We start from the raw sequence: 14,436 nt of genomic DNA on the forward strand, positions 1-14,436 counted from the left end.
TAATCTTTCAATTTTTTAATCTTTCAATTTAAAAAAAATGAAAAAATATATAAATACAGGAAGCAAAGATACCCGTTCGGGTTTTGGTGCTGGAATGACAGAATTAGGACAAACAAACGAAAATGTAGTAGCACTTTGTGCTGACTTAATAGGCTCTTTAAAATTTGATGATTTCAAGAAAAATCACCCAGAGCGTTTTTTCCAAATCGGAATTGCAGAAGCCAATATGATTGGGATTGCAGCTGGATTAACTATTGGTGGAAAAATTCCATTTACTGGAACATTTGCTAACTTTTCTACAGGAAGAGTTTATGATCAAATTCGTCAAAGTGTAGCTTATTCAGATAAAAATGTTAAAATTTGTGCTTCTCACGCTGGTTTAACACTAGGTGAAGATGGAGCAACACACCAAATTCTTGAAGATATTGGTTTAATGAAAATGTTACCAGGAATGACTGTAATAAACACTTGTGATTACAATCAGACTAAAGCAGCAACATTGGCAATTGCAGATCATCATGGTCCAGTTTATTTACGTTTTGGTCGTCCAGTTGTGCCTAACTTTATGCCTGCTGACGAAAAATTTGAAATCGGAAAAGCTATTTTATTAAACGAAGGAACTGATGTGACTATTCTAGCAACAGGACATTTAGTTTGGGAAGCATTAATAGCTGCCGAAGCTTTAGAAGCTAAAGGAATTTCTGCTGAAGTAATAAATATTCATACTATTAAACCTTTAGATGAAGCTGCTATTTTAAAATCATTGGCAAAAACAAAATGTATTGTTACTGCCGAAGAACATAATATGCTTGGAGGATTAGGAGAAAGTGTTGCTAGAGTTTTATCATTAAACAATCCAGCTCCGCAAGAATTTGTAGCAGTAAACGATAGTTTTGGCGAAAGTGGAACTCCTGAACAACTTATGGAAAAATACAAACTAAACAACCAAGCAATTGTTGAAGCTGTCGAAAGAGTTGTGAAGAGAAAATAATTTGTACTATATTAAATAAAAAAATCCCGTTTCAAATGAAACGGGATTTTTTTATTTAATAACTGATTAAAATCTTAATGACATGTAGCACTTAAATGTTTTTTCTTTCCATCTGTACATAAAGGGATGCTAGCAAAGTTATAAAAAACACCATTAGATATTCTTATTTCGGTTTTAGTAGGAATTCCATCTGCATCATCATCTATATCAAGATAATCTTGTCTTCCATCACCATCTGTATCATCATCTGTAAAAATTCCATTGCCATTAGCATCTTCATATTTAGAATCTATTCGATCACGATCATGATCTACATAATTCAAATCTTTCAATTTAAAACTAAATATAAGTGGCGAATATGAGGGAATAGATCCTACACCACCATTATAATAACCTAATCCTGAAGGTAAAAACATAACACCCGCTCCAAAGTTAGAGTAAATCACAGTACCGTCAGCACCTGTAACACCAGGATCACCTGTTTTAAATAATGGTAATATCTCTTTCCAACCTTGTATTACGTTATCTAAAGGAAACCAAACTGGATTTTCTGCTTGATCGAAAACGGTCTCATTAAGCAAACGCCCTTTATATGAAACAAAAGCTGAATCTACTCTTGTAGGATTTTCATTTGTCCCTTCTCTTAGTGAGATATAATATACTTTATAATTGACATCATTACTAGTTACTATTTTATGCAACAATGATGCTTTTGGATTAAGTGGATCTGAACCCCAAATAGACGAAGGATCTCCAACAGTAACCGCAGGAAAAGTCACATCTTGATCATCTGAAAAACCTGGATGATTAACTGGAGTTATTGAATGAGATTTCAAAAAAGTTTCAATAGCAGCGTTATCTACAGGATATTGTTCAGCAAAAGGAACAACATAAGCATTAACTGGATCATCAGTTTTATTACAACTAAAAATCATTAAACTCATTACAAATATAAAACCTACTTTAAAAATTCTAATCATTATCTTCTATTTTAGGTGTGCAAGATACAATTTTGATTTATTTTTGTTTAAAATTTAACTTTGTTTTTTAATTTTTATGCGAATAGATAAATTTCTCTGGTGTGTACGTTATTACAAAACCAGAAATATGGTTACCGAAGCTTGTAAAAAAAATCATATTACAGTAAACAACCAAGTAGCAAAGGCTTCTAAAGAAGTATTTGCTGGCGATAAAGTCACTTTTAGAAGAGATCAAATTACCTATATAATTTCGGTTTTAGGTATTCCTGATAATCGTGTGGGAGCAAAACTAGTAGATATATACAGAAAAGACGAAACACCAAGTGAATCGTTTGCTCATTTAGAATTACTAAAACTCTCCAAAGAACATTATAGAAAAAATGGAACCGGACGTCCTACTAAAAAAGACCGCCGTGATATAGAAGATTTTGGTACTGACACAAAAAATGAGGATTCCGATGAAGCTTAATCAAAAATACTGGCAAAACCGTTACGAAACCAACGATATTGCTTGGGATGCAGGTAAAATAACTACACCTATAAAAGAATACATTGACCAAATAGATGACAAATCTATCAAAATCTTAATTCCTGGTTGTGGTAATGGTTATGAGTTCGAATACCTTATAAACAATGGTTTTGGCAATAGTTTTGTTGTAGATTATGTTCAAAAACCAATTGATAATTTAAAAGAAAGAATGCCAAACTGCAATCCAAATCAATTGATAATTTCTGATTTTTTTGAACTTGAAGGAAGTTATGATTTAATCATTGAGCAAACTTTTTTTTGTGCATTAAACCCTGAATTAAGAGCTAAATATGTACAAAAAATACTTTCTTTACTTTCGCCGAAAGGCAAACTGATTGGTTTGTTATTTCAATTTCCATTAACCGAAGTTGGACCACCTTTTGGAGGATCGAAAGAAGAATATTTAAATTTATTTTCTAATAATTTTAAAATAAAAACAATAGAAACTGCTTATAATTCTATCAAACCACGAGAAGGAAAGGAACTGTTTTTTATATTTACAAAAAAATAACTATCATGAGCCAAAATATTATCTTAAACCATCAAGAAATTGAATTCAAAATAAAACGAATTGCATATCAGATTTATGAAACTTTTATCGATGAAAATGAGATTGTTATAGCAGGAATTCAAGGAAACGGAAGTGTTTTTGCTAATAAAATTGCTTCAGAACTAAAAACCATATCTCCTATCAAAGTTATCTTATGTGAAGTTAATATTGATAAAAAAAATCCGAATTTACCTGTTACAACCTCTATCAATAAAAATGAATATCAAAACAAAGGATTGGTATTAGTTGACGACGTTCTTAACTCTGGAACGACATTAATTTATGGTGTAAGGCATTTTCTTGATGTTGATTTGAAGAAGTTCAAAACCGCAGTTTTAATAGACAGAAACCACAAGAAATACCCTATAAAAGCCGATTTTAAAGGAATTTCATTATCAACTTCCTTGCTAGAACATGTGCAAGTAGTTTTTAACGAAAATCAGGATTGTGCCTTCTTAGAGTAATATTTTCTGAATTTCTTCAATAATATCAAATGGGGATTTGTCCTCTATTGTAATAGTGTGTTTGCAATGATTATAATAGAAACTTCGGTCAAAAAGATGTTTGGCAACAAATTCTGTAAGCTCCTCACCTACTAAATCTTTAAGAAGAGGTCGTTTAGCTTTATTAATTTTTAATCTCTCTACTAACGTTGCAATGTTACCTTTTAGATAAATTGAAATCACATCGTCTTTTTCTAAAAATAAATGATTGTTCGCATAACAAGGAGTCCCACCACCAAGGCTTAACACAAATGAACTGTCAGAGTTTATCTTATTTGCAAATACTTCGTGCTCCTTTTTTCTAAAAAAAATTTCCCCTTTCCCTTCAAAAATTTCATTTATACTTTTAGAAACTTCATTTTCTATCAGATGATCTATATCAAAAAAAGGTAAATTAAGCTTTTTTGACAATAATTTTCCTATTTCTGTTTTTCCAGAAGCCATATAACCAACTAAAACGATTTTTTTCATGAAGCTAAAACCTTATAAATTAACACACTGAGTATATTTAAGAAAAAAAGACAAATTTAATACAAAATTGCTTTGAAAAATGAATAATAACTTCTTATATTTGCACCCGCGTTGAAGAAATACAATGACTTGGTAGCTCAGTTGGTAGAGCACATCACTTTTAATGATGGGGTCCTGGGTTCGAGCCCCAGCCAGGTCACAATTTTTTTATTTCTTCAAGCAATGACTTGGTAGCTCAGTTGGTAGAGCACATCACTTTTAATGATGGGGTCCTGGGTTCGAGCCCCAGCCAGGTCACAAGAAAGTCGTTCACCACAAGTGAATGACTTTTTTTATTTAAGGCCACGTGGAGAAACGGTAGACTTGCCAGCTTGAGGGGCTGGTGCTCGCAAGGGCGTGCGGGTTCAAATCCCGCCGTGGTCACATCTTGGGACAAGTCAGAAAATATCTGATTTGCCCCTTTTTTTTTACTTCCTATCTTATCAAAAACAACATACTATAAAACTCAAATAGCTTCATTCATTGCATTTCAAAAAGAGGCTAATTTATTTAGAAAATGATTGAAACACAATTTGAAATACTGAAAACTTATTTGATTTTAGGTAATTTTGAATCTTAAAAATTAATGTAATCTGATTTTAACTTAGTCATTTTTACAATCACTTATATCTTACTATATTTGAAAAAATATTATAGACTCCAAAATGCTCCAAAAATATTATTTACAAAGAATTTTCTTTTTCATTTACTTCTTGTTACTAGTAAATAATTCAAATGCGCAAGTAAATATAAAAGCAAAATGCGATACTTTGATTAAAAAAGGCATTGATGCGCTCAATAAAAATCAAAATTCTTATTCCTTGGAACTGCTTACTCAAGCTCGAATTTTGTCTCAAAAGAATGATTTAGCTCCCCAAGAATTTCTAGCATTAAACAATATTGGAGCAAATTATTATGTGTTATTGGAATATGGAGAAGCTCTCAATTATTATATTGAAGCCTATACTATTGCACTTAAAAAATTGGAAGCTAAAGATGAAATGATTGTTATAAACAACATAGCTGTTTTATATATAGAAGAAAAAAAATTTGACAAAGCAAATGAATATTTTAAACGAGCTTACAACATTGCAAAAGAGAACAAAAACTCTACAAAAGTTGGATTATATGCCTTTAATCTAGGAAATCTTGCTAGTAAAATGAATAATGCGAAATTAGCAAGAGCTTATTTTACTGAGGCATTACCACTTTTAGTAAGTAAACCAAAAATTCTTACACTTGTAAAAATAGGAATTGGTGTTTGCGATATTTATCAAGGCAATCCCCAAAAAGGAAGAAAATCGGCTGAAGAATTATTAAAAACCACTGAAGATTTAGAATATAATGAAACTGGTATTTTACTCTTACGTAATATTTCTCACTCCTATCTCAAAGAAAATAATTTCGAAAAAGCTTTAATATTTGCTAATAAAGTATTAGAAAAAAATCCAAATTTAAATACTAAAGTTGAAATTTTTGAACTAATAACAGAAATTAATTACAAGAAAAAAAATTATGTTGCTGCATTACAGTATAAAGATTCTATTATTAAAGCCAATATAGAAATTGATAAAATTAAAAATAATAGACTTTATGAGAACAGTAAAGTAAAACTAGATATTCAGAACTATAAAAATCAGTTAGCAAATAATGAAAATAAATCGAAGAATGAAAGAAAGATATTCTACGCAATTATTATAGCTATTTTAGTTATTCTTTCTTTTATTATCTGGACATTAAAAAATATATCCGAAAAATATAAACAAAAAAAGCTTATTGCAGAAAGAGACAAGCAAATTCTAGAATTAGAGTTAGAAAATGAGAAAAATAAAATATTGTTACTCGAGAATCAATTTGAAGAAAACAAAATAGCATCAAAATTAGAACAACATCATCTAAAAAATGAGATCGAAATAAAAAATAGAAAACTGTCCGTAAAAGCTTTGTACTTATCCGGCCGAAATGAAATGATTGAGGATATTTTATCTGAATTAACAAAATTAGTTCAGGTTTCTAAAAATAGTTTTTTAGTAAATCAAATTCAATCCTTAAAAAAACATTTATCTTCAAACGATGAATGGGATGATTTTTTAACTCACTTTGAGGAAGTAAATAAGGATTTTATTCAGAAATTAAAAAAAGAACACTCAAATCTCTCAGCCAACGATATTCGCTTTTTATCGTACGTATATATGAACTTGAACAGTAAAGAAATTGCTTCGATGCTAAATATTTCTCAAGATTCATGTAGGAAAAGAAAAGAAAGAATAATATCTAAAATGACACTTCCGGACAACGAAAACCTCTATGAATACTTAATCGGTTTAAATTAGTCACATTTTATCCGGCTGTACGTCACATTTTATCCCAATATAAATTGCTTCACTTTGATTGGTTATTTCAATATTTGAAAAAACAAATCAAATTATGAAAACAAAATTTCTCTTATTTCTATCTTTATTTATTATTTCCTTTCAAATTAAGGCTCAGTATTGTACTCCAAATCCAACTTCTGTAGATGGTACTGGAATTACTAATGTTACAATGGGGACAATAAATAATACAACTGTAGCAGAAACCGATAATTATGGTGATTACAGTTCTCAAATTACCGATGTTAATCAAGGATTGCAAACTTCATTTAGTATAAGTTATGACACAGGAGCAGGATATACCTATGAAACAAAAATTTGGATAGATTGGAATAACGATTTTGATTTTGATGATACTGATGAAGAAGTTTACAGCGGAACTACCGACGGTAATTCACTAACAACGCTTTCAGGATTTTTTGCAGTTCCAGCTTCAGCTGTATTAGGAAATCATCGATTACGAGTTGGAGGACAAGATAATGGCCCAGTTACCCCTTGCTATAATGATAGTTATGGAACTTTTGAAGATTATACCATAAATGTAGTAATACCTACTTGTGCACCACCTGCGGCAACAACTTCTGTAACTCCTAACTGCACAAGCAGTCAATATTTTGTAGAAGTAAATGTAACAAACTTAGGAAGTGGTACTCCCTCAATTACTGATGGCACTACAACTTGGCCAGTTACTGCAACTGGCAATGTTCAAGTAGGCCCATTTGCTTTTAATACTCCTACAACACTAACATTGCAACACGGAAACAATGCTACTTGTAATGTTATAATGGGAACCTATAACTATGTAGCTTGCCCTCCTGCAAATGATGATTGTGCAAATGCAATTTTGTTAACTGTAGGAACTACCTATAACGATTATATTACAGACGGTACTAATCTGGAAGCAAGCGATTCTACAGAAACAATTACTACTTGCAATGGACTTTCAGGAGGAGATATTTGGTACAAAGTTATTGTTCCTGCAAGTGGGAGTATAACTATAGAAACTGGGGACACCACAACTGCACAAACAGGATTTGATTCTGTAATTGCAATATACTCTGGAGCTTGTGGCTCATTAACTCATATTGATTGTGATGATGATAGTGGTCCTTCCTCATACTCATTAAAATCAGTTACTAATCAAACTCCTGGAGCAACATTATATATTAGAGTTTTTGAATATGCTAATGACGTTTTGGGTGATATTGGGATTTCAGCTTATGATGTTCCATTAAGCACAACATCATTTGACAATACAAATTTCTCTGCATACCCTAACCCTGTAAAAGATGTATTAAATTTATCTTACACTTCAAACATCTCAAAAGTAGCTATATGTAATTTATTAGGACAGGAAATGTTTAAAAAAGATATAAATGCTTCTCAATCTCAAATAGATATATCTAGTTTAACTAATGGTGCTTATTTTGTAAAGGTTGAAGTTGATAATTTAGTGAAGACTATAAAAATCATAAAAACAAATTAACAAACACCTCATTTTTATTGGTTCTTGAGGGAATATAGAAGTAAAAAGTATCGATAACAGTTTGCCGTTTTCGGTACTTTGAAACTTCTGGTATCATAAAAAAATATAAAATGGTAATAAGAAATCGATTTTATAATATTAGAAGCCAAGCAATATCACCAGCACTAGCTTTATATATATTTTCGAGTATTCTAAACGCCATAAGTTTTTGTTTTACCAATGACTTAATTTATTTAATTAGCAAACCTATTATTACATGTTCTTTATTCATTTATTATCTTGAAATTAAAAACATAAATATTTATTTTGATTTAACAATATTGTGTTTCTTTTTTCAAGATTTAATTGTTCTTTTTAAACTAGATCTGGAAAATTATTTTCTTACAATTCTCAATTCATTAATTTATATCATAATTGTGTATTTCACAACAAAAAATATGTTTGAAAAACCATTGGCTATAAGAAAAGTATATTTTTTAGTTATTGTAACATTTTTAAATTATTTGTTTTTGTTTTTTGTTTTGTATTCTATAGAAAGTATCGATTTAACGTTGAACATTTTATTCTTTATTAAAATATTAATTTTAAGCGTTTTAGCATCGTTACTCCTTTTTAATTTCCTTTTCATTAACAACCAAAAAAACGACTATGGAATTATAATGTGCTATTGTTTTATAACATCAAATACCTTCTTTTTCTTATATAAATTTTATATAAAAAATGAGCTACTATATGTTTTAAAAATGTTAGTTCAATTCGCATCTTATTTTTTTTTATTAAAATATTTTACAACTATTAATACAGTAAGTTACTCCAAGAATCAACACAAAATAATTTAAACATACAACTAAAAAAATGGGAGAATTAAAAATTGTTATTTTATCTAAAAATGATAATCAATGTTCCAAACTTATAGAAAACCTGCATGAACTATCATTGAATAATATTTTAGTTACGAGAAATCCTGACTATTTAAATAATTACGAACTTGACTTTATTTTTTTAGATGTTGCTTTTTTAGGATCCGAACAAACAATAAGCCTAGTAAAAGATATAGAGGTATACATTGGAAAACCTTATTTAATTATAAACTCTGAAGAAAATCTCAAGAAAAATAGATCTGAATTTCAATATTTTAAAAAAACTACCCCCAATTATATAACTACTGATATTACAAAATTAGATTTATTAAACGAAATCATCGATGCATTAAACAAGTTTAATAATAACCGCAAAATTAAAGATCTAAAATGTTACGACTTTTTGTATTTAGTAACAGATAAAATTGAAATAAAAAAAATTGAAATGGACTCAATTTTAGAAATTTTTAATGATAATGATAGTGTTTATATTTACATGAAATTTAATAACGACAATTTGATGATTAAAATAATTAATATGAATTTTTCATCATTGTTTAAGTCTTTAACAAAAGATTTTATTAAAATAGACGAAAATAATATTATAAATAAAGGAAAAGCAGTAAATATACAACCTGATATTAAAAATAAATCTAAATTCAAAAAAATGTTTTCAATAGAAATTTAATTTTTTTGGGTTTTTAATTTAAAATGACTTAAGTGCGTATAATTACTATTTAAATCTTAACAAAGATTTTATAAATGGTATTTTAGGACAGGCTAATATAACTTCTAATTCTTCTTTTAGATTAGATTCCTCATCTAGGAATTTGAATATTTTTTTTGAATTTACTTTTAGAAACATATTAGAAAATATCTTTTTTCCTAAAGCATTATTTCTATACAAAACCCTAACAAAAAGTGTATCATAAAACAAAAATCTATTGGGTTTATGAAATTTTCTAAAATCGATTATTGGATTTTTCAATAACAAAATGACTCTTTCTGATTGTTTTATTGTATTCTTAAAAGTATAACCCGTGCTAGCTTTTGTCCAACCACCAGCCGTTCCTATATGCAAAACGTTTCTCGAATTGCTTTTCCAGAAAGGAAAAACGGTCATAGGAATATTTCCTTGTTCTCTCTTAATAATGTCGAAAGAAGTTACTCCTTTTTCTTTTAGATAATCACTTATTGCTTCTTCATACTCGTTCTCTGGTAACAAATCAGGTGAAAATAAAGTATATTCGACTAATGCTTCCGTTTGTGAAAATGGCAATACATACATAAATCGTGTGTTTCCTTTTTGCTGAATAGAAAAATCCATAAAAGTAGCACAATCGGCATCAAAAATTGGATTCGTAGTTCTTACAAACCAACCTATAAAATGCTGTTTTAGAAGTGGGTATTTTATATTATTCTCAATTTTTGAAACGTCAAAAACACTATTTAAAAAAAATGTTGCAGTATATTTAGCAATATTAGAAGTCACAATTACTGACGAATTTTTATCTTCAAAAGAAATAAATTTTTCTTTTTTCCAGATAATTTCTGGATATTTTTTTAATTTATCTAAAACATAATCATAAAACCTAATTGACTCAATCATTTTATAATTTGCATCACCTGAGAGACATTCTATTGTTTGTTTTTCATTTACAAACAGAGCTTGCTTCCATCTTTTTGAAACTAAATTGTCAAAATCACCTGATTCATCATCCCAAAAACACCAGGTCCTGTCGTTACTATTTTTAACATCAGTCTCTAATAACAATACTTTTTTTCTTTCTAAAAGCCTAGCATCTATCATTTTATCCAAAATCATCAGACCCGCTAATCCTGCTCCTGCAAAGATATAATCATAATTTATTTGCATTTTTTGAAAGTATTTTAACAAATATAAGAAAACAAAACAATTAATTATTTAGTTTTGTTTAACTTTTACAAGAAAAAGATGAACGCAGTTAAAACAATTTTTAGCATTAAGGACCTTGAAAATCTTTCGGGAATAAAGGCACATACTATTCGAATTTGGGAAAAAAGATATTCAATTCTAGAACCCATGCGAACCGATACAAATATTCGCCTTTATGATATTCATAATCTTCAAAAATTGCTAAACATAACTTTACTACATGATTATGGTTACAAAATATCTCGAATATCTAAATTATCACCTGATAAAATTCCAGCTTTGGTTCGAGAAATTGTGTCAGAAAAAAGCGCAAAAAGCCATGCTATAAATGCCTTTAAAATGGCTATGATGAATTTTGATCAAACGCTTTTCATCAATACTTACAATAATTTATTGTCCGAAAAATCTTTTAGAGATGTTTTTTATGAAGTTTTTATTCCGCTCATGAACGAAATAGGCTTACTATGGCAATCTAATACAATAACTATTGCACATGAACATTTTATTAGTCATCTAATAAAACAAAAGCTTATCACAAATACCGAAAAAATTCAAGTTTTAGAACCTACTAGAGCTGACAAAATTTTTGTTTTGTATTTACCTTCAAATGAAATTCACGAACTTGGATTAATGTATCTAAATTACGAATTTATATTAAATGGATACAAAACTATATATCTTGGAGAAAGTGTTCCTATAGAAAGTCTTAAGGATATTCAACGGTATTTCGATAAAATTACTTTTGTAAGTTATATGACCGTTCAGCCTACAAAAGACGAAATTAATAATTATATAGAGAAAATTAAAAATGAAATTCTTGTTAATGAGACTTCAGAATGCTGGTTTATAGGAAAAATGATTACTGAAATAAACCCTAATATTTTGAATAAAAAAACGAAAGTATTTCAATCGATACAATCAATTATTGAAGAAATATAAAGTTTAACATTTTTTTGTTTAACTTTTTTATATATTTGTTAAACAATTATGAAAAAAGAAATTGCAATATTAGGATCCGGATTTTCGTCTTTAGCAGCTGCTTGCTATTTAGCACAAGCTGGTAACGGCGTTACTATTTACGAAAAAAACAGTACTATTGGTGGAAGAGCTCGCCAAATGATTAAACAAGGTTTTACTTTCGACATGGGACCATCATGGTATTGGATGCCAGATGTTTTTGAGAAATTTTTTGCCGATTTTAACAAAAAACCATCAGATTACTACGCTTTAAAAAAATTATCTCCTGGATATAAAGTTTTTTATAGTATTAATGATATTATAACAATTTCAGACAATCTTCAAGAAATAGTTGATACTTTTGAAAGTATTGAAACTGGAAGTGGCTGCAAACTAAAAAAGTTTATATCGGACGCTAAAAGCAATTATGATATTGCTATAAAAGATTTAGTTTATAGACCCGGAGAATCACCACTAGAACTAGTAACTATAGAAACTGCTAAAAAAATAGATCAGTTTTTCTCGAATATTAGTAAAGATGTTAGAAAACAATTTAAAAATAAAAAACTAATACAAATATTAGAATTCCCTGTCTTATTTCTTGGTGCAAAACCATCAAAAACACCTTCTTTTTATAGTTTTATGAATTTTGCAGATTTTGGTTTAGGAACTTGGCAACCTACAAATGGTTTTCATGATGTAATAACTGGAATGGCAACTTTAGCAAAAGAATTGGGTGTAAAAATAATTACAAATGCAAATGTTGAAAAAATAATAGTAGACAATAAAATAACAAAAGGAATTTTAGTAAATGAAAAGATAATTTATACCGACATCATTTTATCTGGAGCCGATTATCATCATACCGAAACTCTTTTAGATCCTAAATACAGACAATATTCTGAAAAATATTGGAACAAGAAAACTTTTGCGCCATCATCTCTCCTATTTTATGTTGGTTTCAACAAAAAATTAAACAGTGTGATTCATCATAATTTATTTTTTGATGTCGATTTCGATTTGCATGCAGAAGAAATTTATGATAACCCAAAATGGCCAACAGAGCCATTATTTTACGCTAATTTTACTTCAAAAACAAATCCTAAAACAGCTCCTGAAGGTTGCGAAAATGGCTTTTTTCTAATCCCAATCGCTCCCGGAATTGAAGATACACAAGAATTAAGAGATATTTATTTCGAAAAAATAATGACTCGTTTTGAAAAAATTACAAACCAAGAAGTTCGAAAAAACATTATATTTAAGGAATCATTTTGTGTAAACGATTTTGTCAAAGAATACAACTCATACAAAGGAAACGCTTACGGAATGGCAAATACCTTATTACAAACCGCTTTTTTAAGACCTAAATTAAAAAGTAAAAAAGTAAAAAATTTATATTTTACAGGACAACTAACTGTACCCGGCCCTGGTGTTCCGCCTGCATTAATCTCTGGAAAATTAGTAGCTGATTTAATAAAAAAATATTCATAATAATATGAAATCACTTTTTGACATAGTATCTAATGATTGTAGTAAGATTGTAACACAATCCTATAGCACTTCATTTTCATCGGCGGTAAAAATGCTTGCGCCAAGTATAAGGCAAGATATTTACAATGTGTATGGTTTTGTTCGTTTTGCAGACGAAATTGTAGATAGCTTTCATGATTATGACAAAGAAGCCTTATTTAATACCTTTGAAGTAGATTTGGAAAATGCTTTAAAACAAAAAATAAGCTTAAATCCGATTTTGAATGCTTTTCAACACACAGTTCATAAACACAAAATTCCTAATGATCTAATTAATGCTTTTATGAAAAGTATGAAGCTAGATTTAGTAAAAAAAGAGTATAAAACAAAAGATGAATATAACGAATACATATATGGAAGTGCAGATGTTGTAGGATTAATGTGTTTAAAGGTTTTTGTTAAAGGAAATATCGAATTATATGAAAGCTTAAAAACTGCTGCTATGAGATTGGGTTCTGCCTTTCAGAAAGTGAATTTTCTCAGAGATTTAAAAGCAGATTTTGAAGGTTTAGACAGAACTTATTTTCCTAATACTGACTTATCTCAACTTAACGAAACTTCTAAAGAAGAAATTATCAAAGAAATTGAAGCCGATTTTAAAGCAGGTTATGAAGGAATTGTTAATTTACCCATCGAAGCAAAATTTGGTGTTTATACTGCTTATATTTATTACAAAAAATTATTATCTAAATTAAAAAAAACGCCTTCGGCAGAAATAAAAAATACTAGAATTCGGGTTCCAGACTATCAAAAAGTTGGTTTGCTTGCTAATTGTTATGTAAAATATCGTTTAAATTTATTGTAAAAATTATGTGGTTATATATCTTAGTTTTCTTTTTTACATTCTTCTTTATGGAGTTTATGGCATGGTTTAGTCATAAATATATCATGCATGGTTTCTTATGGAATTTGCACGCAGACCATCACAAAAAAGATCATGATTCTTGGTTTGAGAGAAATGATACTTTTTTTATATTTTACGCTATTGTGAGTATAATTTTCTTTTTACTCTGGAAAAATGACATCCTCAAGGTTGGTCTAGCTATTGGTTTAGGAATTTTTGCTTATGGATTAACTTATTTTCTAGTTCACGATATTTTTATTCACCAGCGGTTTAAATTATTTAGAAATTCTGATAACAGATATGCAAGAGCACTTCGTAGAGCACACAAAATGCATCACAAACACATAGGAAAAGGAGATGGAGAATGTTTTGGAATGCTTATTGTTCCTTTCAAATACTTCAGATAAAA

Annotated in this window: 14 protein-coding genes and 3 tRNA genes; 14 read left to right on the top strand and 3 right to left on the bottom strand. The window is 29.1% G+C overall.

The window, feature by feature from the left end:
- Positions 1-37 precede the first annotated feature (37 nt).
- Positions 38-991 carry a transketolase family protein gene (locus ACKVOV_RS03195; protein ID WP_409205330.1) on the top strand — a complete coding sequence of 318 codons (954 nt, stop codon included), beginning with the start codon at positions 38-40 and terminating at the stop codon, positions 989-991.
- Between the two features lie 74 nt (positions 992-1,065).
- On the opposite strand, the gene ACKVOV_RS03200 is transcribed toward ACKVOV_RS03195, so the two are convergent.
- Positions 1,066-1,971, bottom strand: a complete 906-nt coding sequence (locus ACKVOV_RS03200; RefSeq protein WP_409205331.1) for an FKBP-type peptidyl-prolyl cis-trans isomerase — start codon at positions 1,969-1,971, stop codon at positions 1,066-1,068.
- A gap of 76 nt (positions 1,972-2,047) precedes the next feature.
- Between ACKVOV_RS03200 and ACKVOV_RS03205 the strand changes: the two genes are divergently transcribed.
- Genes ACKVOV_RS03205 through ACKVOV_RS03215 form a run of 3 tightly spaced genes read left to right on the top strand, consistent with a single transcriptional unit; the run spans position 2,048 to position 3,514 of the window.
- A complete protein-coding gene (locus ACKVOV_RS03205) occupies positions 2,048-2,440 on the top strand; it encodes an RNA-binding S4 domain-containing protein (protein WP_409205332.1) in 393 nt (130 codons plus the stop codon).
- Positions 2,430-3,011, top strand: coding sequence for a methyltransferase domain-containing protein (locus ACKVOV_RS03210; protein WP_409205333.1), 582 nt, complete (start codon positions 2,430-2,432; stop codon positions 3,009-3,011). The genes ACKVOV_RS03205 and ACKVOV_RS03210 overlap by 11 nt, the downstream gene beginning before the upstream one ends.
- A gap of 5 nt (positions 3,012-3,016) precedes the next feature.
- The gene (locus tag ACKVOV_RS03215; protein WP_409205334.1) at positions 3,017-3,514 is read left to right on the top strand and encodes a phosphoribosyltransferase domain-containing protein; all 498 of its coding nucleotides are present in this window, start codon (positions 3,017-3,019) and stop codon (positions 3,512-3,514) included.
- Here the strand turns inward: ACKVOV_RS03215 and ACKVOV_RS03220 are convergent.
- Positions 3,506-4,024: a shikimate kinase gene (locus ACKVOV_RS03220; protein ID WP_409205335.1), complete on the bottom strand. Its 519-nt coding sequence runs from the start codon at positions 4,022-4,024 to the stop codon at positions 3,506-3,508. The two genes, ACKVOV_RS03215 and ACKVOV_RS03220, sit on opposite strands and share 9 nt — an antisense overlap.
- Positions 4,025-4,150: 126 nt before the next feature.
- Here ACKVOV_RS03220 and ACKVOV_RS03225 point away from each other — a divergent pair.
- From ACKVOV_RS03225 to ACKVOV_RS03250, 6 genes are all read left to right on the top strand, one after another.
- Positions 4,151-4,223, top strand: a tRNA-Lys gene (locus ACKVOV_RS03225).
- Positions 4,224-4,248: 25 nt separating this feature from the next.
- A tRNA-Lys gene (locus ACKVOV_RS03230) sits at positions 4,249-4,321 on the top strand.
- Between the two features lie 43 nt (positions 4,322-4,364).
- A tRNA-Leu gene (locus ACKVOV_RS03235) sits at positions 4,365-4,447 on the top strand.
- A 437-nt stretch (positions 4,448-4,884) separates the two neighbouring features.
- Positions 4,885-6,396: a tetratricopeptide repeat protein gene (locus ACKVOV_RS03240; protein WP_409205336.1), complete on the top strand. Its 1,512-nt coding sequence runs from the start codon at positions 4,885-4,887 to the stop codon at positions 6,394-6,396.
- 94 nt (positions 6,397-6,490) lie between these two features.
- Complete coding sequence (locus ACKVOV_RS03245) at positions 6,491-7,921, top strand: GEVED domain-containing protein (protein WP_409205337.1); 1,431 nt, start codon at positions 6,491-6,493, stop codon at positions 7,919-7,921.
- Between the two features lie 855 nt (positions 7,922-8,776).
- Entirely contained in the window at positions 8,777-9,469 is a 693-nt protein-coding gene (locus ACKVOV_RS03250; RefSeq protein ID WP_409205338.1) for a hypothetical protein, read from the top strand.
- A 45-nt stretch (positions 9,470-9,514) separates the two neighbouring features.
- Here the strand turns inward: ACKVOV_RS03250 and ACKVOV_RS03255 are convergent, their stop codons facing one another.
- The gene (locus tag ACKVOV_RS03255) at positions 9,515-10,657 is read right to left on the bottom strand and encodes a lycopene cyclase family protein (RefSeq protein WP_409205339.1); all 1,143 of its coding nucleotides are present in this window, start codon (positions 10,655-10,657) and stop codon (positions 9,515-9,517) included.
- Between the two features lie 78 nt (positions 10,658-10,735).
- On the opposite strand from ACKVOV_RS03255, the gene ACKVOV_RS03260 reads away from it, so the two are divergent.
- From ACKVOV_RS03260 to ACKVOV_RS03275, 4 genes are read left to right on the top strand one after another with little or no spacing between them, the layout of a single operon-like run.
- Positions 10,736-11,635 carry a MerR family transcriptional regulator gene (locus tag ACKVOV_RS03260; RefSeq protein ID WP_409205340.1) on the top strand — a complete coding sequence of 300 codons (900 nt, stop codon included), beginning with the start codon at positions 10,736-10,738 and terminating at the stop codon, positions 11,633-11,635.
- Between the two features lie 48 nt (positions 11,636-11,683).
- On the top strand, positions 11,684-13,144 hold the full coding sequence (locus ACKVOV_RS03265; RefSeq protein WP_409205341.1) for a phytoene desaturase family protein: 1,461 nt from the start codon (positions 11,684-11,686) through the stop codon (positions 13,142-13,144).
- A 4-nt stretch (positions 13,145-13,148) separates the two neighbouring features.
- Positions 13,149-13,988 (top strand): phytoene/squalene synthase family protein, encoded by an 840-nt coding sequence (locus tag ACKVOV_RS03270; RefSeq protein ID WP_409205342.1) that lies wholly within the window; start codon positions 13,149-13,151, stop codon positions 13,986-13,988.
- Positions 13,989-13,993: 5 nt separating this feature from the next.
- Complete coding sequence (locus ACKVOV_RS03275) at positions 13,994-14,434, top strand: sterol desaturase family protein (RefSeq protein WP_409205343.1); 441 nt, start codon at positions 13,994-13,996, stop codon at positions 14,432-14,434.
- Positions 14,435-14,436 lie beyond the last annotated feature (2 nt).

This window comes from Flavobacterium sp. (genome assembly GCF_046153165.1).
GTDB lineage: Bacteria > Bacteroidota > Bacteroidia > Flavobacteriales > Flavobacteriaceae > Flavobacterium.